A 23,860-nucleotide genomic window follows, 5' to 3' on the forward strand; every position below is an offset into this window, starting at 1 on the left:
GGTGTCCTCTCGTTCGTTTTTTTGGGGCTTGGGGCCTAAATCAGGTACTGGCTCAATCCGCGCTTGAGGAATCGCCCATCTCCCTTGGTGCCGAGATATCGCCCTTCGTTGACGATGACCTTGCCTCGCGAGAGCACGGTGTCGACGTGCCCGTCGATCTCGAACCCTTCCCATGCGGAGTGGTCCATGTTCATGTGATGGGTTTTTTCGTGCCCGATCGAGGTGTGTCCGTTCGGGTCATACACGACGATGTCGCCATCTGCGCCTGGCTGGATCACTCCCTTCCGCCCGTACAACCCGAACATCCGGGCAGGGGTAGTGCTCGTGAGCTCGACCCAGCGTTCAAGGGTGATCTTCCCCGTCACGACACCCTGGTACATGAGGTCCATCCGATGTTCGACGGAGCCGAGACCGTTCGGGATGGATCGGAAGTCTTTCAGGCCAAGCGTCTTCTGATCCTTCATGCAGAACGGACAGTGGTCTGTGGAGACCATCTGGATGTCGTTGGTCCGCAGCGCCTGCCACATGTGATCCTGATGCCCTTCTGCCCGGGATCGCAGGGGCGTCGAACAGACCCACTTTGCCGCTTCGAAAGACCCCCAGGTCTCGCTAGTCGCGTTCAGTTGATCTTCGAGTGAGAGATATAGATACTGCGGACACGTCTCACCGAAGACGTTCTGGCCATGGTCGCGCGCCGCTGCAAGTTGCGCGACCGCCTGCTTCGCGCTGACGTGCACAACATAGAGAGGCGCACCCGTCAGGTTCGCGATCATGATGGCGCGGTGGGTTGCTTCCTCTTCCATCTGCCAGGCGCGTGCCAGGCCGTGGAAGTAAGGATCAGTCTTGCCTTCCTCCACCAACTGCTGTGCGAGGACATCGATGACCGGACCGTTTTCGGCGTGCATCATTGTGAGCAGCCCTGTGTCCCGGGATACCTGCATCGCGCGCAGCACTTGAGCGTCGTCGGAGTAGAACACTCCCGGGTACGCCATGAAGAGTTTGAAGCTCGACACGCCTTCCTCAATCAGACCGGGCATGGCAGCAAGAGCTGCGTTGTCTACCCCGCCAATGATCTGATGGAAGCCGTAGTCGATGGCGCAGTTACCGGCGGCCTTCGTGTGCCAGGCAGCCAGTCCATCCTGAACACGTTCTCCCTGTCGCTGGATCGCGAAGTCGATGATGCTCGTCGTGCCGCCCCATGCTGCGGCGCGCGTGCCGGTCTCGAACGTGTCGCTGGCCTCGGTGCCGCCGAATGGCATTTCCATGTGAGTGTGCGCGTCGATCCCTCCGGGGATCACGTATTTGCCGGAGGCATCGATGATGGTGTCGACGACTGCGGAAAGGTCCGTTCCAAGAAGCGCCGCCCCTGGCTGCATCACGGCCGCGATCGTCTCGCCGTCGATCAGCACGTCTGCCAGGCTTCGACCGGTTGCTGTGACGACAGTGCCCCCGTGGATGAGTGTTGTGGTCATGCGAACTTCTTCCCTGCCTGCGATTCAGCGACGTTCACAGCGCGTCGGTTTCTGAGGCGGAAGTAACGCTCGGCCAGACTCTGTCATTCGCGATCGCGCCGTGGATGAGACGCCACGTGACTTCGGTGAGAACGCGTAGCCCCCTCTCGAGGTCGTCGTCGTTCGTGAACTCGCGTTCGCAATGCGAGACGCCGTCGACGCTGGGAACGAACATCATGATCGAGGGGACGCGAGTGTTCATGGCCACCGAGTCGTGTCCGGCCATGGTTTGCATTCGTCGCGAGGCCAAACCAACAGTGGCCACCGCCGCCTCTGCAAGTGAGATCCCGTCTTCGGGGAATCGCCGGATCGGGCGGATGTCGAAGTCTTTGACTCGCACCTCGACGTTGTCCTGTTGCTCGATCGCTGCAATATCCTCGAGAACCGCTCGACGTGCTTCAGCGACAATGTTGGGGTCTGCGGATCGGATGTCCGCGACTAGATGGACCCGTCGCGCGACCACGATAGGAGAATTGGGCTCGACAACGAGGTGGCCCACGGATGACACGAGTGCTTCTTCCGGGAATCGGAGCGTGACGTTCCGGACACTGAGAACGATCCTTGAGGCCGCTACGAGGGCATCGCGTCTGTCCGCCATCGCGGTGGCGCCGGTGTGGGACTGTTCGCCGAGCACCTCGATGTCCAGTTTCTGCGTGTACCAGCTGGAATCGACGACCCCGATGTCGACCTGTTCACGCTCGAGTATTCGTCCCTGCTCGATGTGAATCTCGGCGTACCCAGCGGCTACCGGGGGAACATCGGTGCCGAGGTATCCGATCGATTCGAGAGCCTCCACGACGCTGACTCCGTCGAGATCGCGGACCGCCCTCATGTCATCGCCTTCGAAGATGCCCGTGAAGACCGAGCTGCCCATGACGGAAGGAGGGAAACGGCTTCCCTCCTCGTTGAACCAGTTCACAACTGCGAGGTTGAAGGTGGGATTCGCACTCTCGACCTTCACTCGGTCGATGATCGATGAAGCCGCGTGCAAGCCCGCAAGGACGCCATAGGCGCCGTCAAAACGGCCGGCCAGCGGCTGCGAATCGAGGTGTGAGCCGATCAGAATGTACGGGGCGCCGGGCACCCACTCCCAGCATGCGAACATATTGCCGATGCCATCGGTCCGAACCTGGAAGTCACGCTCTTCGGCCCAGCGCCGGAACCAATCGCGCGTGAGTTTGTCTTCCGGAGTAGCCGCCTGGCGGTCCACGCCGTTTCGGGGCGTTGCCCCGATCTTGGCGACTTCATGAAAGTCGCTTAGAAAGTCTCGAGCGCTCATTTGACCCTCCTCATGGGCGGTTTGATTCGTGATTCAGGACTGTGCTCAGCACCACCAGCAGCCAGCGTCCCTTCGTTGAGAGAAGTCGACACACTGAGGTGAAGCTTGTCGTGGTGCAGGGGGCGCGAAGCCGAGATGGTGAAGCGCCAGGAGCCTCCCCCGCATCGCTGAGGAGGTCCCCTGGTGCTGACACGCTATGTTCCGCGTGAAGTGCCGGAAAGGACCAGTGGGGAGCGAAGTGGTTTCTCTAGTGGTTCTGTAATCCGCTGGTAACACTGACAGCTGGATGCCCAGAGAAGCTTGAACGGTGATAGCTGTCGAGAGTCTCCTCATACGCCCACTCCTCGGTTTTCCCGAAGTTGTCCCGGGCACTGACATCGCCGCGATGATCGCTGCCGCTGCTGGCGAGATTCACGATGGCGACATATTCGTGGTGACGTCCAAGATCGTGTCCAAAGCAGAGGGTCGGGTTATACCTGCTGAGAATCGGGCGCTCGCCCTGGCTGAGGAGACAGTTCGGATCGTCGCTTCCCGAGTCTCTGATGGGGTCCTGGTCACGCAGATCGTAGAGAATCGGTTGGGCATCGTCGCTGCTGCTGCTGGAATAGACGCGAGTAACGCGCCTGAAGGGTCGATCCTCCTTCTGCCGAAAGATCCGGATGCTTCGGCGCGCGATATCGCCGCGCGATTACGCGAGCTCCTCAGCGCATCGGTGGGTGTGATCATCTCGGACACTATGGGACGCCCGTGGCGCGAGGGGCAGACGGATTGCGCGATAGGTGCGGGCGGCGTCCGGGTGATTGAGGATCTCCGGGGTTCCGTGGATGCTGAGGGGCGCTCTCTCGTCGTTACGGCTCCGTGCGTCGCCGACGAACTCGCTGCGGCCGCGGACCTCGTGAAGGGGAAGACGTCGCGAAATCCGGTTGCCCTCGTTCGCGGCCGAAGCGACCTCGTAGGCGGTCTCGATCTTCCGGGCGCCCGTTCGATCGTTCGCCCCCGCGACAAGGACATGTTCCGTCTCGGCGCTGACGAGGCATGGCGGGACGGCTTCGCGGCGGGGCGCGCTGCGACAGAGGCTCAATCATGAGGGCGGCTCCGCGTGTTGTCGTTTTGGCTGGTGGGGTCGGAGGCGGTCGGTTCGTCCTCGGAATGCGGGAGGCGCTGCGTCGACGAGATGCTGCAGTCAATACCGAACAGCTGACCGTGGTAGTGAACACCGGCGACGACCTATGGTTGTCGGGCGTTCGGCTGCAGCCTGATGTGGACTCCGTGATGTACGCACTTGCCGGCGTCAATGACGTGAATCGGGGGTGGGGCCGTCAAGGAGAGTCTGAGCGCGTGGCGAGCGAGCTGCGGGAGTGGGGCGCGACGTGGCCATGGTTCACGCTCGGTGATCTGGATCTTGGTGCCCACCTCGCCCGCACGGGGTGGTTGCGCGACGGATTAACGGTGACGGAGGTGGTAGCACGACTCGCCTCCCGCTGGGCACTGGGGGCCAGCCTGCTGCCGATGACGGACGCAGAAGTGGATACCGTCGTCGAAGTCGACACAGGGACGGGACGCCGCGAGATGCATTTTCAGGAGTGGTGGACCCGATATCGCGCGACGCTGCGGCCGCTGGCGTTCCGGAACCCGGGCATGGAAAGCGCAGGGTTGCCGTCTGGTGTCGCGGAGGCCATCGCCGCGGCAGACGTCGTCGTTGTCGCACCGTCCAACCCTGTTGTGTCGATCGGTCCGATCCTCGCCGTGCCCGGAATGCGCGAGGCGATCGCGTCATCGCACGCCGCTGTCGTGGGTGTCTCCCCGATCATCGGAGGGAAGGTCGTGCGCGGGATGGGAGATGTCTGCCTCGACGCGATCGGAGTGGCCACGAGCGCGGCCGCTGTGGCTGAGCACTACCGATCACGCCGTCACGGCGGCGTGTTGGATTGCTGGATCCTCGCCGAGGAGGATGCGCATCTCGCATCGGCCGTCGAGTCCGCGGGTATCGCTGCCGTAGTGCATCCGCTGTGGATGACAGATGTCACGGCGACAGCTGCCATCGCGGAGGTAGCGCTGCGTTCGGCCGGCCGATGAGGGGGGCGCCATCCGAACGGCGTGTTCGAGCGTCAAGTGACGAGACACACGCCTAGCAATGATGTCGCGGACGGCATTGTTCGGGCGCGCTCCCCTCCAGCGCTGATGTCATCGGTGACGCCCGACTGGCCGAAGAACCTTGTCGCGCGATCCGTAGCTCTGCTGGGCACCTTCGCCCTCTGCGGCGAAGCCCGCGACGACCACTGCTAGTTGGCAGGCTTCGAAGAGTGTCGCTCCTGAGGCGAGTGCAGCCAACACGGTTCCGAAGAAGGCGTCACCGCAACCCGTTGTATCCACGGGTTGAACCTCGACAGCTGGCACGACGGTTGCGAGATGACCGTCGAGCACGAGGGCTCCTTTACCACCGAGCGTGACGATGGCTCGGTGTACTCCTAGGATGGCGAGCTTGACGGCGACCCGCTCTTGCACGAAGTGGTCACCCGCTAGCCCGTCGACATCCACAGCAGAGCCCAGGAGGTCAGAGAGCTCCGTCTCGTTGACGACGAGAACGTCTGCCGCGGCGATGAGTTCGGGAGGTACAGCCATGAAGGGTGAGAGATTTAACAGCACCTGCGTTCCGTGAGCCTTCGCGATCACGGCGGTGTTGAGCACTCCATCGAGAGGTATTTCGAGGCACAGACCGACGACGGCGGCGTCCGCGATCGCGGATGCGTGGCCTTCAACGAACGCTTCGTTCGCGCGACCGTTTGCCCCTGCGCTCACCACGATTGTGTTCTCGCCCGCATCGTCGACTGTGATCAGTGCGGTTCCAGTGGGAAGATCTACAGCCTCAACGTGAGCCAGCGAGACTCCCGCACCACGTAGCGAGTTCGTAACGACGCCAGCGTTCGAATCGCGTCCCACGGCAGTAACGAATGAGACGTTCGCCCCAAGAAGCGCGGCCTGCACGGCCTGATTTGCGGACTTTCCTCCTGGTCGCACGACGATCGATGATCCGACGACCGTCTCGCCTGGCCGGGGGAGCTCGAACGTACGCGTGCAAATGTCGGCGTTTGCGGAGCCGACGACTGCGACCCTGCCGTTTATGCTCTCGAGCACTTTGCGAACGGATCGAGCGGGGATGGACGGTCTCGACATCAGTTTTTCCTTCGACGGGGCCTCGTGAACCACGCATGTGAGCATCAACCAGCGTCATGCGAATGGGTGGGTGCTGGCGACGGAGTACCGCGGAGAAGCTGTGCTCCCATTACTCCTGACCAAGTCAACGGAGTCCACCACCCATTCGTGCCTAACCATTCGACCGATGAGTCGCTCGCCAGCAGCAGTGTCGTGGCATCGCGCAATGGTGACGTGGCCGAAGTAAGGCCGGGCAAGGACTCCAGGGTCCTGCGAGACGTGCCCGAGACGAGCGATGACGCGCTCAGCCATCGCATCGGCACCGTCGACGGGCACCACTAGGTGTGAATTAAGCAGCGTCGTTTCCCCCCGCAGACGAAGGCTCACGGGGAGCTGCCCGTGAACGAGCTCCTCCAATTCATCTCGGACTCCTCTGGTGCTGCTTACTTCGCCGAGGAACATAAGCGTGCAATGCAGGGCATCGGCCGGCGTCCAGTCGTCGACGAGACCTGCGTCGGTCAACGCCTGCTGCTCATCCTCCGGGAATGCTGCGCGCACGGACGCAGCCATCTCGTCAGGCACGGAGAACCCAATATAGTGTCGAGCGCTCATGAGACTCTCCCTGCACTCACGCGCTGCACGACTCGCGCAGCCATCTTGTCGAGAACGTGCGGCGGTGTTTCATACTCGCCTAGTTGATTCGGCTTGCCGGTGCCGTGATAGTCGCTGCCTCCGGTGGTATAGAGCCCGACGTGATCCGCGAGGCGAAGCAGCTGCGCTCTTTGGACTCGGGAGTGCTCCCGATGCCAAACCTCCAGCCCCGACAGTCCCACCGACTTCCACTGCGAAAGCATGTACCCGTCGATACTTGAGGAACCGCGAGCGGACCCCCATACGTGCGCGATCGTCGACAGCCCGCCGGCCTCATCAATGAGCGCGATGGCCTCTTCTACCGTGGGTGCAGGCAGTGAGGGAACGTAGGGCGAGCCGTTGCCGAGGATGGTGGCGAATACCTCCGGGCGTGAGCGCGCGTACCCCTTTGCCACGAGCGTATCGGCGATATGTGGACGACCGACGCTGTCTACTCCAGCAGCCTCGTTTTGCACCTCGCGCCATGTGATCGAGTAGTCAGCGGAGAGCCGCGAGACAATCTCTTCCGCGCGACCCCGTCGATGTTCCCGCAGCGACCGCAGCCGATCCTGAAGCGACCGAGAGTGCTCGTTGATGTAGTGACCGAGGACATGCACGATGGTGCCGTCCGCATCAGCGGAAAGCTCGATGCCGCTGACGAAAGCGATCCTGTGCCGAGTCGCCTCCGTTCGCGCTTCCGTGAGGCCGGAGGTTGTGTCGTGATCGGTGAGTGAGATGGTGGTGACGCCCGCTAAGGCGGCAAGCCTAACGAGCGCGGCGGGATCGTCCGTACCGTCCGAATGATTCGAGTGAGTATGGAGGTCGATCACGTCAGGTCCTCCGTTCGAAGAGCGAAGTCATGAATCACGGTGCACCCGCTTCAGCTGTCGCTGACCATGACCTGACGCCGAGCACCGAAAGAATATTGCCCCGTGGTGGGTCGCCCTCGACGGCGTGGACAACACGGTGGCGCAGCGATCGTCCCTGAGAGACGAGAACGGAGCCTCGAGTGACCCGTGTCGAGATGTCTACCGACAGATTCGATGGCGCACTCAGCGCTGGCGAGACGACGCCAATTGCGATTGCGGCGGCCAGCGCGTCGTGAAAAGCGCACCGCCGCTCGCCGTACCGGAGTTCGTGGAAGTCCAGGTAGTGCGTCAGCATCTGGGCCACCGCCTCGACCCCCGGGTTGCCTGCCGTGAGTAGACCGTCCTGATCTGCGTCGTCGAATGTGTGCTGCAAGGTCACATCGAGCGGGACAACGGTGACCTCCCATGCAGCGCGGAGGACGATGTCTGCCGCCTCGGGGTCTGCGTAGAAGTTCGCCTCCGCGGTCTCGCTCACGTTGCCCGGTACCGCCACCGCCCCTCCCATCACCGTGACACTGCGAACGAGGGATGTGATGGTCGGATCGCGGTGAAGAGCTAGCGCGAGGTTCGTCAACGGGCCCACAGCGATGACGTCAAGTGTGTCGGGGCGTTCGTGTGCCAAGGCGATTAGGAGGTCAGCTGCGTCGATTGACGCGATCGGTCGCGTGGCCGTGGGGAGGTGGACGTTTCCGATCCCGTTCTCTCCATGGACGTGGTTGAGGGGCCCCGTGTAACTAGAAACCAGAGGGTGCGCAGCGCCCTCCGCAACGGGCACGTGGCCCGCCCCCAGGAGCGCGAGCAAGTTGCGGGTATTTTCCGCTGCGGTCTTCGCGCTGACGTTGCCGCTGACTGTGCCGACGCCCGCGATCTCGGAGTCGGCCAGCACGAGCAGACTCAGCGCGAGCGCATCGTCGATTCCAGTGTCGACGTCGATGTACACCCAAGGGGCAGATCGGCCGGCCATGGGTTCAGTCGATGGCTTCAACGAGCACGCGCACCTTACCCGGGTTCCACTTCTTGGCGGGCGCAGTGTATGTCGCGAAGCGGTTCAGGATGTCGGTCAGCTCATCTTCAAAAATCAGCATGTCTGCGTATTCGGTCTTCATGAAGCCCTCGTCAGCCATCATTCGTGCGAAGACCTCGAGCGACGAGTAAAAGCCGCGCACGTTCAGGAAAGCGCAAGGCTTGGAATGGAATCCCAGCTGTGCCCAGGTCCACTGCTCTGCGATTTCCTCGAGAGTGCCTGCGCCGCCGGGGAGGGCGATGAAAGCGTCTGCCAGATCAGCCATGAGGGCCTTGCGCTGATGCATGTTGTCGACCACATGCATTTCAGGAAGGCCCTTGTGACCGATCTCGCCGTCGATAAGTGCTTGTGGCATTACGCCGACGACCTTGCCGCCAGCTTCGATTGCGGCATCGGCAACCGCACCCATCAGCCCAACAGCGCCGCCTCCGTAGACGATCGTGATGCCGCGCTCTGCGAGTTCGACGGCTACGCGTCGGGCGGTCTCGATGTACTCCGGATCAGCACCTGCGTACGATCCGCAATAGATGGCCACCGACTTCGGCATACTCGACTGGACTTCAGTCACGGGAAAGCTCCTCTCCAGCCGGGCACGCGGTGTGACCGGGGTGTTGCACTCAAGTAACGTACGAAGAGGCGGAGTTTATCGGCGAGGACCAGTGGAGGCACAAGTGGCGTTTCCTTCAGAAAAGAAGCGGCGCTCATCAGAGACCCAAGATCTTCGTCGCTATCTCGGAAACTGGCGTAACGGCCGGGGAACAGTCTCTGAGCGCATCGCCGTCGCCCTAGAGGAGGCGATCTATCGAGGCGAGATCTCCGCCGGATCGCGCCTTCCGTCGGAGCGGCAGCTCGCCGAGTGGCTGGACGTCAGTCGAAGCACCATCATCCGCTCGCTGGACCTCCTGGAAGAACACCAGAGCGTCGAACGCGTTCAGGGGTCTGGAACGTTTGTGAGGGATGCGGGTACGCTTCTCCCCCGGGGCCCTGGTCCGCGGCCGCTCTATGACCAGTTCCGAGTGAGCGACCGTACCGTGCAGAGTTTGCTCGCGGGCGTCTTCCCATCTGCGCGGGGCCTGCCGGAGAGAGCATTCGAGTTGACTTTCGAGGACATCGCCGGAACGAGCGGACCGGATGCGACGGGCAGCGGTTACAACATCGCCGGACTTGCTCGCACACGCCGTGTCGCCGCGGACTGGATCGCAGACGAAGGCGGTCGGCCATCCCCGGACACCGTGATCATCACGACGGGGGCCACACAGTCGCTGGCCTTGGCGTTTGAGGTCATGGTGCAGCCCGATGACGTGGTCATCGTAGACCCGTTCGCGTACCCGACCGCGGTCTCGCTACTTCGAGCGCGCGGCGCACGCGTGTTGCGGGCACCCGCCGACGACGACGGTCGTACCGACGTCCAGGAACTGTATAGACGTGCTGTGAGTTCCAACGCCGCGATGGTTGTGGCGCTACCCGTCTGCAACTCGGCGACCGGGCACAGCTACTCCCCGCAGGCCATGACGGCGCTGGCTCACCTCGCGGAACACGGAGTCGCCGTTATCGAAGATCGGTCGTTGGCAGATTTTCAGCCCGCCTCAACGCCGCCGCTCGCCCAACTCAGCACGGCGCCAAACGTGGTCACTGTCGGCTCGTTCAATAAGCCATACTGGGGCGGCTTGCGTCTCGGATGGATGTCCGTACACGAATCGCTTGTCGCGTCACTAGTACGCGTGAAATCCAGGATGGACTCTGGGGCGTCCGTGCCCTCTCAACTCATTCTCGACCGCCTCCTCGAGGACCACACCGCCATCATCGAAGGCAGACGATCCGAATTGGCGGAAACCCGTAGTCTGGTTGCGCGCCTGATCACCGGCGCTGGCGCCGGTTGGAAGATCGAAGGAGCGCCCGTGGGCCCCACTATGTGGGTTCGTCTGCCCGTTGGGGATAGTTCGGCGTTCGTGGACTACACATCCAGCCACGGGATCTCCGTCGCCTACGGTGGTGATTTTCGCGCGGACGGCCGTGGTTCACCGCACATTCGGCTTTCGCTCACCAGTGGTTCGGCGGTGACCAGAGTGAGCGTGGAGGCGCTGCTGTCCTTGTGGGTAGATCATGAAGCCGAGGTCCGCAGCAGCCCAGACACTCCCAGCTAGTCGTCGCTGTCGTCCGCGACCCACCAGCTTGCTTTTGAGACCTTCGGATCCATGCTGAGACGCTGAACAGCATGCTCGAGGAGCCCAAACTCATCTCCTCCCGCGCCCGTGAACTGGGCCACGATGGCGACCTCAGAGTGCTTGCGGGGTCGGACGACTAGAGAACGCAACGAAAGCTCAGGCGTGGCAGCTGATTGCATCAGTAGCGCGCGGATTCGCGGCTCGCCCTTCTCAGACGTGACCGCTTCAAGGATGTAGTCTCGTGCCGTCTCCACGTCGAGTTCGATACGCCGCGACTCCGGATCAGGTTCGTACGCATCGACACCTCCACCGACCCTGCGATTGATGAGCCGACTCAACGGGCGAAGCAACGTGTTGCAAGCGATCACTCCCGCGGTGCCGATGATCGCCATCCAGATCATCCCGCCGCCGGCGAGTGACCCTACGGCGGCTGCGCACCACAGCGTCGCCGCGGTCGCGAGGCCGCGGATGTTCAGGCCGTTTCGAATGATCACCCCGGCTCCGAGGAAGCCGATCCCGGATACAACCTGCGCGGCCACTCGTGTGGGATCCGCCACGGGAGCATTGAACCCGACGGCGCCGAGGATGACGAACAGGGCCGCACCGACAGAGACCAACGCGTTGGTTCGAATGCCTGTGGCCCGCAACCGCCATTGCCGCTCAAGCCCGATGGCCGCCCCAAGAACAATCGATGCGATGACTCGAATCGACAGATCCAACAGGATCAAGGGGTCAGATAGCCCCATCAAAGCAAGTCCGTCCCGCTAGCCATCAGAGCGGAATCGTCGCGCTTGGCAGGGTGAATCGTGATCGCTTCAAGTAGCTCTTGTGTATACGGATGCTGAGGCGAATCGAACACTGTATGTGCAGGGCCGTCTTCGACGATCTCACCGCGTCGCATCACCAGGATCCTGTCGCAGATTTTACGTGCCACCCGGAGGTCGTGGGTGATGATCCCGAAGAGTCTCTCCTCGTTTACGCAGCGAGTAGCGAGCAGGGCGATGACCTGCTCTTGCGTCAGCGGGTCCAGCGCTGACGTCGGCTCGTCACTGATGAGCACTGTCGGCTCCACGAGTAGGCCACGGGCGATCACCACACGCTGCTGCTGACCACCGGAGAGGCGCCGGGGGTACATGCGCGCATGCTCATCACGCAGGTTCACCTCGCGGAGTCGCTCCATCGTCACTTCGTCATGCTCACTTCCGGTCGCGAGATGGTGTGCCTTGATGACTTCGGAGAAATGCCCTCGGACGGTCATCCGCGGGTCAAGCGCCCCCGACGCGTGTTGCGGGATCATCTGGAGCTCACGCCGTTGCGCACGCCACCGCCGGCCGGAAGTAGCGATCGGGAGCCCCTTGAACAGCACCGTGCCTTCGCTCGGCGTGTCGAGCCCCAACAAGATGCGAGCCAGTGTGGTCTTTCCACTCCCGCTTTCGCCTACAATCGCGACCGCCTCTCCCTTGTTGAGGGTGAGGTTGATGTTCTTCAAGGCGTAAGGGGCCTGTCGACCGAATTGCTTGGACAGGTTCCGTGCTTCAAGAAGGCTCATGGGTGCCGTCTCCTAGCGTCAAAATCTCCGTGCTCGTGGCCGCTGCGACGAGAGCTCGCGTGTACGTGTGTGTGGGCGACTGAATTATGGTCGCCGTTTCGCTTTCCTCAACGATGGCTCCGTCGAGGATCACAGCGACGCGGTCCGCGAGCAGCGTTGCCGCAACCAGGTCGTGTGTAATGAGCACGAGAGTCAGTCCCTGTTCTTCGATGATTCGTCGGAACAGCCTCATTACTTTCGCCTGGGTGGTGACATCCAGCGCGGATGTCGGTTCGTCCGCGACGAGCACATCCGGCTCGGTCGCCAGCACGCTGGCGAGTAGGACGCGTTGGGCGAGACCACCGGAGAGTTCGTGAGGGTATCGCGTCATAATGATCGCGGGTTCGGGTACTCCGACGTTGGCGAGAAGCTCGAGCGAGCGCGTCTCGAGCTCCCTTCTCGGAACCCCACGAATCTTGAGTGCTTGTTTCAGTTGCCACCTAACCTGTCGAAGCGGGTTGAGGGCGCTCGCTGCGTCCTGCAACATGTACGCCGAGCGCCCAGAGACCTGTATCGACCCCTCGGTTGTGGTTGTTCGCGGGTGTCTGCCCGCAATCGCTCGCCCGAGAGTGGTCTTTCCGGAACCGGATTCTCCGACCAGAGCCGTGCATGTTCCGGGAGCAATGTCCAGATTTAGATCGTGCAACACAGTGCGGGGAGCGCCAGCGTGATACGTGAGGCTGAAGCTTGTTACTCGGACCGCTGCAGGAGTCTTAGCGTCAGGCACGATCCACCAACCGATCTTGAAGCTGATCACCGATGAGGCTGATCGCAACACTGATGACAATGATGACGAGGCCAGGGACGAGCGCTATCCACCCCGCAGTTGTGAGGTAGTCGCGTCCTGCGCCGACCATTTGCCCAAGGCTTGTCTGCGGCGCGCTGATGCCGAGGCCGAGGAATGACAAGGCACTCTCGATGAGGATCTTCGTCGGCAAGGCCTGCGTAAGTTGGACTAGCATCGGGCCCGCCACCGCTGGTGCGATGTGGCGGATCAGGACCGCGCTTGTAGGCACGCCGAGGTTGACTGCGGACGTGGCGTAGCCGCTGGTGCGCGCAAGCATGACCTGCCCGCGCATGATGCGAGCAAATCGCTCCCACCCTTCGATGGCGAGAACGACTACGAGGGCAATGGGCGATCCACCGAAAAGAACGATTGCTCCTAGGGCCAGGATGAATGCGGGAATCGACGCCTGGACATCGATGAGAAACGATATGACGGTGTCGATGGCGCCGCCGAACCATCCCGCAAGCGCCCCCATCAAGGATCCGAATATTCCGCCGAGGATCGTCGCTGTGACCGCGATCAACACGCTTGTCTGGAGTGCGTACAGCGTGCGGCTAAGCACATCGCGGCCGAGGTCGTCCGTTCCGAACCAATGCGAACTGTTGGGTGGCTGAAGACGGTCTGCGAGCACACCCTCGTTGAGGCCATACGGTGCGAGTGGCGCCGCGAAACAGGTCACTACTAAGGCACAAAGGAGCACTGCTAGCGAGACGACGACGAGTGGTCGGCTGAGGAAATTCTTGCTGCGCGTTCGTGGGAGCTGAAGGATGTTGGTGTCGAAGGGCTCGCTCATGCTTTGCTCCTCCTGAGTCTCGGATCCGCGATCTTGTAGGACATGTCAGTGAGGAGATTTACCAGGACCACGCTGACGGTAACGAGTAGCACCACACATTGCACGACGGCGAAATCTCGTTGGCCTGCTGCCTGGACAAACAGCCGTCCGATGCCAGGCCAGCTGAACAGAACTTCCACGACGCTTGATCCCGCGAGCAGGTAGGCGATATCGAAACCGAGGATGGTGATCAGCGGAAGAAAGGCGTTCGGTAGTGCGTACTGCAGTACCTGTTTCCAACGGGGAAGCCCGAGTGAGGCGGCGTGCTCGATGCTCGGCAGTGACAAGGCATCCGACATCGATGCTCGCGTCATTCGCGCGAGCAGGGCGGCGGGCGCGAGCGCCATCGCGATCAAGGGCATGACTAGATGCATCGGTGTCGTGTTCCCCGCCGATGGCAACCACCTCAGGGTCACAGCGAAGACCAGCACGAGTACTACGCCCAACGCGAATGACGGAATGGCACCAAGGATCACGCTTGTCGACGACAGCACCCTGTCCAGCCACTTTCCGCGGTGAAGCGCGGCGAAGACACCGACCGAAAGGCCGACCGACGTGGAGACGATGAATGCGGGAACGGTGAGCTGCAGAGTGGCTGGGATCCGGGCGGCGACGACGTCAAGGGCTGGGGCCGAATCAAAATAGCTTTGCCCGAAGTCGCCCCGGGCAATACCGGCCAGGTAGACCAGGTATTGCTCCCAGATGGGCTTGTCCAAGCCCCACCGCTGGCGATAGAGCGCTTCAATCTCGGGGGGGCTGCCCTCGGGGACGACAGAGCGGATCGGGTCGCCGGTGAGACGGATGATGACGAACACGATGGTGGCGACGATCAGCACGGTGGCCAGCGCCCGGAGAATGCGGACGAGAGTAGCTCGAGCCATTTTCAGACCTCTACGCGCTCTGCGGGCCCGCGGCGATGTGCGAGCAGCGGGGGTTGGAGTTCTTCAGCTTCCAGTAGTCGGAAGCTGACGCTGTTCGGGGCAAACTGGTATTCGACGGCGCCGTTGCATCGCAGCCCCAGCTGTCGCTTCACTCCCTCAAGCGGCCCCTTGGAGAGGGAAGGAGCGGCAACGACGAGTACGCCGTGCGACTGGAACGTCATGAACTCGTGTAGGTGGCCGCACCCGATGAGGCGAAGGCGGCCGCTCTGCGCCAACCGAAGCAGCCTGGCTCGGGCGCCGAGTCCGATGGCCTTGTTCACGAATAGTTGGTCACTGAGACTGACGATAGCCGGCGGCTTGTGGATGAAGAGGGCGATGGGCAGCTCTGGGTGTGCAGCGATACGCTGCTCGAACCAGTCCCATTGTTCGTGCTCCTCTGACTCGAGCACGTTGTCGAAGAGTTGGGAGTTGAGTCCTACGAGCAACCACCCATCCGTGACAACCGCCCATCGATCGTCACCGAAGTGGCGGCGGTAGCGCGATAGTCGCTCCTCTGAGACCAGCCCGTGGTAAGGGTCCGGATCGCTGTCGCCGATATCGTGGTTGCCGGGGATGACCCGCCAAGGTGTAGTCAGACGGCGCAACTGGAAGGCGCCGAATTCGTGGTCCTCGTCCGAGTCCGGGTCGTCCTCCACCACGTCACCGCTATGAACCACGAGGTCAGGGCGCGTCCACTCGGTGAATCGAACTAGGTTCGTCCATGCATCGACGCCGGACTGGTCGCGGGAGCTCAAATGGGTATCGGACACATGCAGCACCCTGAAGCTCTGCTGCACATCGCTGATGGTCTTGTTAATAGTCATGCGGAGAGGGATTCCTAGCTCTCGAGGTTCGGCGCGACGCAAGGCCAGGACCGCGGCTCAGCAGTCGTGGAAGCGCAACCGGTGAACCGGGTCAGGCCGACGGCAGTGGATGCCGCCGCGGTGATTCTCCTGATTTTCTTCATCGGCGTTCCTCGGTGTGCGCTTCGTTGAGCGGTACGGGCAACAGACACGCTAGGCCCGATGTGTACCGCCGCCAAGGACCACTGCACCGACAACTGGTCTCTCTCGCTCTACGCAGGAGTAGGCCCTAGCGCACGTTCCCGGGAGTATCCGTAGCTCTCGCTGGGCAGTGGAAAAAGACTCTTCCAGATTCTGACGTTGGTTGGCACCGAAGCGAGGAGCACCAGCCGTGGCCTGTCCGTAAACCCCTGTCACGGGGCAGCAGTATCCCCCGCGCCAGACTCGAGTAGCGCGGGGGTACTGCTGGGTGTTACGTCTGGACGTTCCCTATTACTCGCTGGGCACGGGAGCCAGGCGAAGCCAGTAGCGCGGGTCGGGAGCGACATCGACACCGGAGCCCAGGCCATAGATGTCGAGCGGCTGCCACAACATCAAGGCTGGGGGTGACTCGTTCCAGAGCTTCGTGGCCTCGTCGTATGCCGCTTTTCGGTCGTCCTCATCCAGCGACTCGGCGACTTCCTGGGCCGCGGCGGTGAAGTCTGGTGGGTTGATCCCGCGCCCCTGCGCGACGTAGTTGGAATTGGGCGCCGCCCAGTCGATCCACATGGGGGACACGGGATCCGGGATCAGGATATTGCTAGAAGACAGCACGATGTCCGCGGACGGCCAGTCGAGCAGGGTGTAGTCGGCGACCGCGTCCAGCTGAATGTTGATACCGGCCTCCTCCCACATGGGGAGCATGGCTTCGAGGGCCTTGTCGCCGTTGGTGTAGAACCCGGTGATGTACCGGAGCACAAGCGGCTCACCGTTGTAGCCGGCCTCGCTTAGCAGCTTCTTCGCCTTCTTGATGTCCTGACTCGTCGCACCTTCGTCGTCGTTGTAGAAGTCGGAGTACACCGGAAGGTTTAGCCCGTCAGGAACAGGCACCCCATCACCCCAGAACGACTCGTTGATCGACTTCTGGTCGATCGCCAACGCGAGAGCCTGACGCACGCGAGCGTCTGCAATCGGGCTGTCCGTGTGCGCCGTGAGGTACGTGAGGTTCACCGCGTTATTCACTTGTACGGATTCCGTAGTCTGACCGTTCGACGCGACCAGCTCTGTCTGGTCTGGCGGCAGGTTCGTGACGATGTCGTACTCGCCAGTGGCGAGCCCTGAAACACGCGCGGAGACCTCCGGGACACTCCGGAAGGTCAGACTCTCATAGGGTGGCTTCCCACCCCAATAGTCGTCGTTCGCGCTCAATTCGACGCTCTCCCCCGGAGACACGGAGTCAACCTTGTAGGGCCCGGTACCGACTGGAGCGAGACCGAAGGCTTCGATTCCCTCAGTTTCGATGAGCTTCTTGGGAGCGACGAATCCCATTGGCGATGCCAAGCGCAGCAGAATCGTCGGGTCGGGCTGCTTCGTCGACACACGAACTGTCTCGTCATCGATCACTTCTGCCCCGGCGAGCGTCGACGCAAAGGCCATAGGTTCCAGCGGCTTATCGCCCCACAGCCGCTCCGCTGACAGGGTGAAGGCGACATCCTCCGCTGTAAGCGGAGTCCCATCGTGGAACACCACATCCTGGCGAATCTTGAGATCGATCTCGGTGTCCGAAACCTCAGTCCAACTGGTTGCGATTCCGGGGGAAAGTTCACCGGTTGTCGGGTCCATGAAGATGAGCGGGTCGAAGACGTTGCTCGTGATGCGCAGGGCCGTGTTGGCTTGGTTGGATGCGTTGTACGGCGGGGAGATGTTTGGAACAGCAATAGTGAGTTCCTGCTTAGCCTCGCCGGTCGGCTGCGTCTCGGGCGACGCTCCGCAGGCTGAGAGGCTAAGAACGGCCGCGACGACTACAGCGATAGTCGCCGTGCCCGCGGGCAAGCGTGGCTTCATGGTCGGGTACTCCTTGATGTCTTCGTTGAGCGGGTGAAGGGTTACGCTCAGAAGCTAGATCCGCTTCGGGATGCTGCAAAGAACCACTCCAAGCACAAGTGGTCTCTCTTGCCGGGCGTTATGCCCCCGTGACCGTTTCTGCCCTCTCGGTATATTTTCAGCCTGCTACGCTCCGGCGAATGGTGAACGAGATTATCGACGAAACCTTCGTTCGGGGGCTACTTCCGGGGTTGCCCCTGACCGAGGGGAGTCGACTTCCAGAGTGGATGCGAAGCCACCTCCCAGTCGACACCGTCGAGGCAGCAAAGGTGCCAGCAGCTATTCATCTCGCGTTCATGGGCGACTCATCCCGGGTTCTCTTGCGGCTCAAACGAGGCGCACCCGCTGCGATGTGCTCGCCCACACTAGTCGCCGAAGCCGTCGCGTGGCAGGGCGAAATCGTCATCGGGCGGGCTGCCGTTCCACCCGACACCGAAGGCTCAGAGCTTGAAATCGAGATCGAGTTTGATGAGCACGATACGGTGCAACCCGTACGGCTCGCGCTCCCGGAGAACTACCAACTTCGCCGAGCCGAAGTTCGAGCCCTGAACGGAAGTATCAGGCCGGCCCCGAGACGTCCGCGACTGGTGGTGTACGGAGACTCGATCACGCAGAACTGGTCCGTGTCGACTCCTGGGAGCGGTTGGGCTTCCCGCGTCGCTGAGCGACTCAACTTCGAGCTCGTAAACCTTGGGTTCGCGGGCTCTGCCCGCGGTGAGGTGCTTGCCGCGTTAGCGGTCGCTCAATCGAATGCGGATGCTGTTGTGCTGGCCTGGGGTACCAACGCTTGGTCGCGGGTTCCAACCGACGAGCACACGATTGCGGCCACCCTCCGCCTGTTCTTGCGCGCCATCACCGATCAACTGCCAGGTCGGCCAATTCTGGTGATGAGCCCCCTACTCCGCCCGGAAGCGGAGGAGGGGGCAAACACATTCGGCGTAAACCAACGCCAATTGCGGGAGGCTATCGAGGTGGAGGCGGCCCGCTTCAGCACCGAGCATCGCCTTCCTCGACTATCTGCGGTCTCCGGTGAACACATCGTGTCGGCGGCTCAGCTCGTCGACGGGACGCACCCAGGGGACGCCGGCAACTTGGCGGTGGCGTCAGCCGTCACGGCAGCTCTCCTGGGTCTCATCGACTAGTCGAATCCACCGCTCTGCAGTCGGTCGTCCACCACTTGCATCTGCTCGAGGGCTCCGGCGTTCGGCGTCGGATCGAACGATTGCCGTCGATGAACCCGTTCGATGACTCCAGAGTCGCCGACGGTCTTTTCGCACACAAGTCAAAATGATTCCATTCGACGGCCAGGCTGATCCAGGCGCCACCGGGCGGCCGGTCCGAATCGGCTTTGCACATCGACTGGCCTCTCATGCAACCTGCACATCGAGGGGGGTGGGGTGACCCTATAGCTTCGCCGAAACATCAGTACCAAGGAGTAGGTATGGGGGCGCTTATCGAGTGTCAATGGACATCGGCGGCACGTTCACCGACGTTGTCGCGTACGACGCAGAGTCAGGTCGCTTACACGCAACGAAGGCGTCGACAACACCAGGAGAGTTGAGCGTCGGCGTGCTCAACGGATTGCAGGCGCTCGTGCCGGAACTTGCCTACAAGGAAGGATCGATCGCGTTCGCCGGGCAACAGATCCCAACGTCCGAGACGCACCTCTGGCATCAGCAGCTCGAGGTGCATCCCACCACGGCGACCGACAGCCCCGGGCACCCGTGCGACTACATCATGAGTCCGCCGCAAGGGGAGCACCTTGTGGCGTGGGCCCACACACGGTTGGTCTGCTCTGAAACCGAGCCAGTGCTCGCGTCGCCGTGGGATCTCACCGGAATCAATGAAAAGTCGTTCCCGTAGCACCGACGAGTTCGGCACAACGCAGTCGACGCGCCGAGCACGGACAGGGCACCGGCAGCCCATCAGTTCCGTCTTGGCCAGCAAGGCAGGCGCGATCCTCACCAGAACTTTCCTACACGCGGGCTTCACCAACTACGCCAATATTGGCGGGCCGCAGATGGCGATCGACGCGAAACGCGCCTGTCTCACCTGGAGCCGTTTGCGGAGTTCGCGGTGCCCGCCGAGTGGGAACGGACCTATCGACCACTCGCCGTGAAGACCCCTGCAGCTGGCGAGATCCTCACGCTCACGTACACAGCTGCACTCGCACTACCCTCCCCAATCAGAAGCGACCGGGGAGAGGCGCGCGTGCGCAGCCACTGGCGTAGCGGTCAGCCTGCACGCCGGCACTCTCGAAGGCCGCGAAGCTCCTAGAGCTTCCCAGCGAGGACCATCGCGCGCATCGCGATCTTGCCGGCATTCATGATCCCGTATCGGTCTTCGACCCGTGCGGCGAGCTCGATCACGGATTCTCCTGCTTCCGCGGCACCGAGCACGCTGCCGAGCAGCACCGATTGATCGTAGACATCTCCGCCGGGGGCTAGGAACTGCGCCATCAGCTCTTCGGTGGGAGTGAGGGGTTTTCCTCGCAACGGAGTGCTCACCTTCCATCGAGCATCCAGGCGCCCTAGCGAGTACCACTTCGCTCTCGACCGGACGGAGCTCGGTGATAGTTTGACGGCGCCCTTCCCCGACGTCACGGCTGCGCGAGCCCAGATATCTCCCCCCGCTCCTTGAGGCTTCTGGAAGATCATGTCGCTGCGCGCGATGACGGCCATCGGCTGCAGCATCAGGGTAAAGACGCAGGAGTCATGGGCCTCGAGCCGGATCCGGCTTTCGTCCTCTCCCCAGCCGCCGCCTACTAGCTGACCCGACACTCGCGAGTCCTCCGCACCCTTCGAGCTGAAGAGCAGCGCCGGGTTGAGTACCGTCACCGGGGTTCGGCCCTTGTTGATCACTGTGATGACAGCGACATCGAGTGCGGGACCGTCCAGTCTGTATGGCATCCGCCAGTCGATGGTGTCGGGGTTCTCCATATCTGCCGGAGAGGCACGCACCATCCGGAGGCCATCGGTTCGGCCGAGCTCGAGCTGCACCTTCAGGATGCTGCCGCCCCATACCCACTCTCGGACAGCCCAGAAGAGTGCCACAGCCGCGACGACCAGGATCCCCACCTGCACCAGGTCGGCAAGAAGATTAGGGGCCGGCACGACGCAGGCGAGGGCGGCTAGACAGATCACGTGGCCTCCTGGCGGTCACGTGATCTTACCGAGGCCGACGCTCTGCGCTTCTCCGACATGTTCGGCACGGGTCACTCGTAAGGGAGAGCGCTTCGCACAATCTTCAACGCTCCTGCTCGAGCAGCCTCTGCGAGCACCCTGCCGTGAAACGGTGGCCCCGTTCGGTACATTGATGCGACCGACTGGATCTGTCACGTATTGAATCGTCTCGCCTCGAAAGACCACGAATGGAGCCCCCATGGCCCAGGACTACCCGCTCGAGGAACTCAGTCCGCGCGCTTTCGAACAAATGACGATCGCCGCGTGTGAGGAGGTGTTCGGTCCAGGGCTTGAAGCCTTCGGGGCGGGGCCGGACGGGGGGCGCGAGGCCACCTTCCGTGGGCTCATTCGGTGGGGCACCGAGCCTGACGATCCGAACGTGTGGGATGGGTACACGGTGATCCAAGCGAAACAGCGCGAACATCACTCCGCCGATCCCGCTAACAACCTCTCTTGGCTTCTCAAGCAGATCGACGCGGAACTCGATAAATGGCTGGACATGTCCAGCACCCGGGCTCCATTCCCGGACCACCTCCTCTTCGTCACGAACGCCCGCATCTCGAGTGCGCCGGGCGCTGGCATCGACCGCCTCACCGCGCACCTTGCCAAATGGTTGGACAACCCCGCGTCCGGCGACCCGAGAATCACCCTGCGAAAGCGCGGCCTCCGACAGATCCGGGTGTGGCACCGAGACAAAGTCAACTCTCTTCTCACCGCTCACGGATCCGTGCGCAACGGGTTCAAGGCGCTCCTCACCGTGGGTGACCTGCTCGAACGCCTCACTCAGATTTCCGACACATTGAGGCCCGACGAGCTGCATCCCTTCTTACACACCCACGCGGGAGCGGCGCTGTCCGCCGAACGCTGGGTCCACTTTCAAGAAGCTGGCGGCAGCGACCGCGAGTCCGTCGAGCAGATCGTCATTGACCTGAAAACTACCGACGAAGACGCAACGGAATCTACAGTCCTCTCCGAGATCTTCACCCGGTCAAGCGCTGTGCTGAAACCCATGATGACCGATCGGGTGGAGCGCCCCCACGTCGTCATAACCGGACGAGCAGGAAGCGGCAAGAGCACCATCACGAAATTCGTCACGCAGGCATTTCGCTCACAATTTGCGGCAGAAGAGTCTCTGCCACCCACCGCTTGGCATGTCCGCGAAGCAACCGAGGCAGCATTCCGCAGCCTCGGGACGGACGGCCCTACCGGGCGGCGATGGCCCGTGCTCATCAGGCTCACGGATTTCGCTGCGGCCATCGGGCCGAGCGGCGACCTCATGCTGCTCCGATTCCTCGCCGACACGATCTCGCGCCGGGCCGACATCGACATCAAACCGAACGTCCTCAAACGATGGCTCACCTCCTGGCCGTCGATCATCATCCTCGACGGGCTCGATGAAGTGACCGCGCTCGAGGTCCGCCCACGAGTGCTCGACGCGATCACCTACTTCGTGGAAGACCTCGAGAACAGCAACGCCGACCTCCTCTGCATCGTCACCACCCGCCCCTCCAGCGACGCGGAACGATTCATGCCCGAACGATTCCGTCAACTGAACCTCACCTCCCTCGATCGGGAAACAGCAGAACGCTACGGGCGAATGGTCACTCAACGGCGCCTTGCCGACGATCCGGACCGTCGAGACCCACTCCTCGCGTCCTTGGAACGTCAGTTCTCACTGACCACGATGCAACGCCTCATGAAGACTCCGCTCCAGGTACTGATCATGACGATCATCCTGGAGCGAGTCGGAACACTGCCCTCGGACCGCTACCAGCTCTACTCCCAGTACTTCGACACGATGTACACGCGCGAAGCAGGAAAACCCACCACCCTGGCACCCCTCCTCGCGTCACAGAATCACGCCATCATCTATCTGCACGAAACGGTCGGCCGGGTCCTCCACATCAAGGCGGAAACTTCCGGAGGCGAAAAATCGGTAATGCCCCGCGGGCAGATGCGCGAGCTCCTCGACGCCCGACTCACCGAACTCGAACACGACACAGACCACCTCCGAACCCAGATCGGGGACCGGATCATGCAAGCCGCAACCGAACGGCTCGTCCTCCTCGTGCCCGCCGAAGACGACGGGTTCGCCTTCGAAGTCCGCAGCCTTCAAGAACTCATGGCTGCTCGGTCACTCGTGAAAACCAACGACGCCAACCTTCGCACGCGGCTCATCGCCCTCGCCCCCAGCCCGCACTGGCGCGCAACCTGGGTGTTCATGGCCGGATACGTATTCTCCAACGGCACCGACGAACAACGAGAAATGATCGTCCACATCGTCGAGAACGTCGACACCGGCGAGACGTGGCCCGGCTGGTTGAGCCCGATCGGCCCCGAACTCGCCGCTGCCCTCCTCGACGATGGCCTCGCCACCCAGACACCTAAATGGCTGCGCCGACTCGTCCAAGTCGCCCTCCGAGCATTGACCGGCCCGGCACCACGCAACATGCAGTCGTTCGCGGATGGCCTCACCGCAGCAGCCAGCGCCGACTCCACCACACGAAGCCTCCTCCGCAACACACTTATCCAGGCCCTATCCGGGACTCCACGAGCAAGTCACACCGCCCGGTTCCTCCTCGCGATGACCAAGCTCGACGCAGGGATCAGTCAGGCAGCGCTCCGGGACGCCACAGAACCGATCTTGTCGAGAACCTCCGAGACCTTCGACTGCCTCGGCACCGTCCTCGAAGACCACATCTCATCGCTGCCAGAACCCGGCGACGCGGTCGTGGCCCTCAGACCCCTCCTCGATGCTCTGAACTTCTACCACGCACCACCGTTCGGCAGCGGCGAGGTCGGCGTGACCCTCGTGCACAACGACACCGTCACCGACAATTCGACCGCGCAACTGATCGACGACCCACACACCGCCGCACTCCTCGAAGTCCTCATCGCCTCCCTCCCCCTCGAGAGCTGGCGCGTCCCGCACGGGGTGTCTGTCATCTACGAACGCGGCGCCGGCCGCCGCCCCGTCTCCGACCAACTCGACTGACCGCCACGAAACTGCGCGCGAACCCCGACCGCCGCGCGCG

At 62.4% G+C, this 23,860-nt stretch carries 21 protein-coding genes; 6 read left to right on the forward strand and 15 right to left on the reverse strand.

The features are described from left to right. Positions 1–35: 35 nt before the first annotated feature. The gene (gene hydA, locus OB895_RS03450) at positions 36–1,472 is read right to left on the reverse strand and encodes a dihydropyrimidinase (RefSeq protein WP_311879087.1); all 1,437 of its coding nucleotides are present in this window, start codon (positions 1,470–1,472) and stop codon (positions 36–38) included. Between the two features lie 34 nt (positions 1,473–1,506). Further along, positions 1,507–2,790, reverse strand: coding sequence for a M20 family metallo-hydrolase (locus OB895_RS03455; protein ID WP_311879089.1), 1,284 nt, complete (start codon positions 2,788–2,790; stop codon positions 1,507–1,509). 307 nt (positions 2,791–3,097) lie between these two features. Between OB895_RS03455 and cofE the strand changes: the two genes are divergently transcribed. After that, on the forward strand, positions 3,098–3,877 hold the full coding sequence (gene cofE / locus OB895_RS03460) for a coenzyme F420-0:L-glutamate ligase (RefSeq protein ID WP_311879090.1): 780 nt from the start codon (positions 3,098–3,100) through the stop codon (positions 3,875–3,877). Further along, the gene (gene cofD / locus OB895_RS03465; protein ID WP_311879092.1) at positions 3,874–4,866 is read left to right on the forward strand and encodes a 2-phospho-L-lactate transferase; all 993 of its coding nucleotides are present in this window, start codon (positions 3,874–3,876) and stop codon (positions 4,864–4,866) included. Before cofE ends, cofD begins: the two co-directional genes overlap by 4 nt. 108 nt (positions 4,867–4,974) lie before the next feature. Here cofD and OB895_RS03470 read toward each other — a convergent pair whose 3' ends face one another. The 5 genes from OB895_RS03470 to OB895_RS03485 are packed head-to-tail and all read right to left on the reverse strand — an operon-like array spanning position 4,975 to position 9,034. After that, the gene (locus OB895_RS03470; protein ID WP_311879093.1) at positions 4,975–5,964 is read right to left on the reverse strand and encodes a ribokinase; all 990 of its coding nucleotides are present in this window, start codon (positions 5,962–5,964) and stop codon (positions 4,975–4,977) included. A gap of 54 nt (positions 5,965–6,018) precedes the next feature. After that, positions 6,019–6,555, reverse strand: a complete 537-nt coding sequence (locus OB895_RS18230) for a 2'-5' RNA ligase family protein (protein ID WP_376708827.1) — start codon at positions 6,553–6,555, stop codon at positions 6,019–6,021. Next, complete coding sequence (locus tag OB895_RS03475) at positions 6,552–7,403, reverse strand: PHP domain-containing protein (protein ID WP_311879094.1); 852 nt, start codon at positions 7,401–7,403, stop codon at positions 6,552–6,554. The genes OB895_RS18230 and OB895_RS03475 overlap by 4 nt, the downstream gene beginning before the upstream one ends. A 34-nt stretch (positions 7,404–7,437) precedes the next feature. Beyond that, the gene (locus tag OB895_RS03480; RefSeq protein WP_311879095.1) at positions 7,438–8,406 is read right to left on the reverse strand and encodes a nucleoside hydrolase; all 969 of its coding nucleotides are present in this window, start codon (positions 8,404–8,406) and stop codon (positions 7,438–7,440) included. Positions 8,407–8,410: 4 nt separating this feature from the next. After that, a complete protein-coding gene (locus OB895_RS03485) occupies positions 8,411–9,034 on the reverse strand; it encodes an LOG family protein (protein WP_311879096.1) in 624 nt (207 codons plus the stop codon). Here OB895_RS03485 and OB895_RS03490 point away from each other — a divergent pair. Then, positions 8,994–10,610 carry an aminotransferase-like domain-containing protein gene (locus OB895_RS03490; protein WP_311879097.1) on the forward strand — a complete coding sequence of 539 codons (1,617 nt, stop codon included), beginning with the start codon at positions 8,994–8,996 and terminating at the stop codon, positions 10,608–10,610. The genes OB895_RS03485 and OB895_RS03490 overlap by 41 nt on opposite strands. On the opposite strand, the gene OB895_RS03495 is transcribed toward OB895_RS03490, so the two are convergent. The 7 genes from OB895_RS03495 to OB895_RS03525 form a co-directional block, all read right to left on the reverse strand. Continuing rightward, positions 10,607–11,377 (reverse strand): MgtC/SapB family protein, encoded by a 771-nt coding sequence (locus OB895_RS03495; protein WP_311879098.1) that lies wholly within the window; start codon positions 11,375–11,377, stop codon positions 10,607–10,609. The genes OB895_RS03490 and OB895_RS03495 overlap by 4 nt on opposite strands. Continuing rightward, on the reverse strand, positions 11,377–12,180 hold the full coding sequence (locus OB895_RS03500; protein WP_311879099.1) for an ABC transporter ATP-binding protein: 804 nt from the start codon (positions 12,178–12,180) through the stop codon (positions 11,377–11,379). Before OB895_RS03500 ends, OB895_RS03495 begins: the two co-directional genes overlap by 1 nt. Further along, positions 12,167–12,997: an ATP-binding cassette domain-containing protein gene (locus OB895_RS03505; RefSeq protein ID WP_311879100.1), complete on the reverse strand. Its 831-nt coding sequence runs from the start codon at positions 12,995–12,997 to the stop codon at positions 12,167–12,169. The genes OB895_RS03500 and OB895_RS03505 overlap by 14 nt, the downstream gene beginning before the upstream one ends. Beyond that, entirely contained in the window at positions 12,939–13,799 is an 861-nt protein-coding gene (locus OB895_RS03510) for an ABC transporter permease (RefSeq protein WP_311879101.1), read from the reverse strand. Before OB895_RS03510 ends, OB895_RS03505 begins: the two co-directional genes overlap by 59 nt. Further along, on the reverse strand, positions 13,796–14,719 hold the full coding sequence (locus OB895_RS03515; protein ID WP_311879102.1) for an ABC transporter permease: 924 nt from the start codon (positions 14,717–14,719) through the stop codon (positions 13,796–13,798). Before OB895_RS03515 ends, OB895_RS03510 begins: the two co-directional genes overlap by 4 nt. 2 nt (positions 14,720–14,721) lie before the next feature. After that, a complete protein-coding gene (locus tag OB895_RS03520; RefSeq protein ID WP_311879103.1) occupies positions 14,722–15,582 on the reverse strand; it encodes a metallophosphoesterase family protein in 861 nt (286 codons plus the stop codon). Positions 15,583–16,053: 471 nt separating this feature from the next. Then, positions 16,054–17,604, reverse strand: a complete 1,551-nt coding sequence (locus OB895_RS03525) for an ABC transporter substrate-binding protein (RefSeq protein WP_311879105.1) — start codon at positions 17,602–17,604, stop codon at positions 16,054–16,056. Positions 17,605–17,783: 179 nt separating this feature from the next. On the opposite strand from OB895_RS03525, the gene OB895_RS03530 reads away from it, so the two are divergent. Next, a complete protein-coding gene (locus OB895_RS03530) occupies positions 17,784–18,785 on the forward strand; it encodes an SGNH/GDSL hydrolase family protein (RefSeq protein ID WP_311879107.1) in 1,002 nt (333 codons plus the stop codon). 322 nt (positions 18,786–19,107) lie between these two features. Next, positions 19,108–19,506: a hydantoinase/oxoprolinase N-terminal domain-containing protein gene (locus tag OB895_RS03535; protein WP_311879108.1), complete on the forward strand. Its 399-nt coding sequence runs from the start codon at positions 19,108–19,110 to the stop codon at positions 19,504–19,506. Between the two features lie 410 nt (positions 19,507–19,916). Here the strand turns inward: OB895_RS03535 and OB895_RS03540 are convergent, their stop codons facing one another. Continuing rightward, positions 19,917–20,786 (reverse strand): hypothetical protein, encoded by an 870-nt coding sequence (locus OB895_RS03540; RefSeq protein WP_311879109.1) that lies wholly within the window; start codon positions 20,784–20,786, stop codon positions 19,917–19,919. Between the two features lie 238 nt (positions 20,787–21,024). Between OB895_RS03540 and OB895_RS03545 the strand changes: the two genes are divergently transcribed. Then, entirely contained in the window at positions 21,025–23,820 is a 2,796-nt protein-coding gene (locus OB895_RS03545; RefSeq protein ID WP_311879111.1) for an NACHT domain-containing protein, read from the forward strand. The last annotated feature ends 40 nt before the right edge of the window (positions 23,821–23,860 follow it).

This window comes from Microbacterium forte (genome assembly GCF_031885415.1).
Lineage (GTDB): Bacteria > Actinomycetota > Actinomycetes > Actinomycetales > Microbacteriaceae > Microbacterium > Microbacterium forte.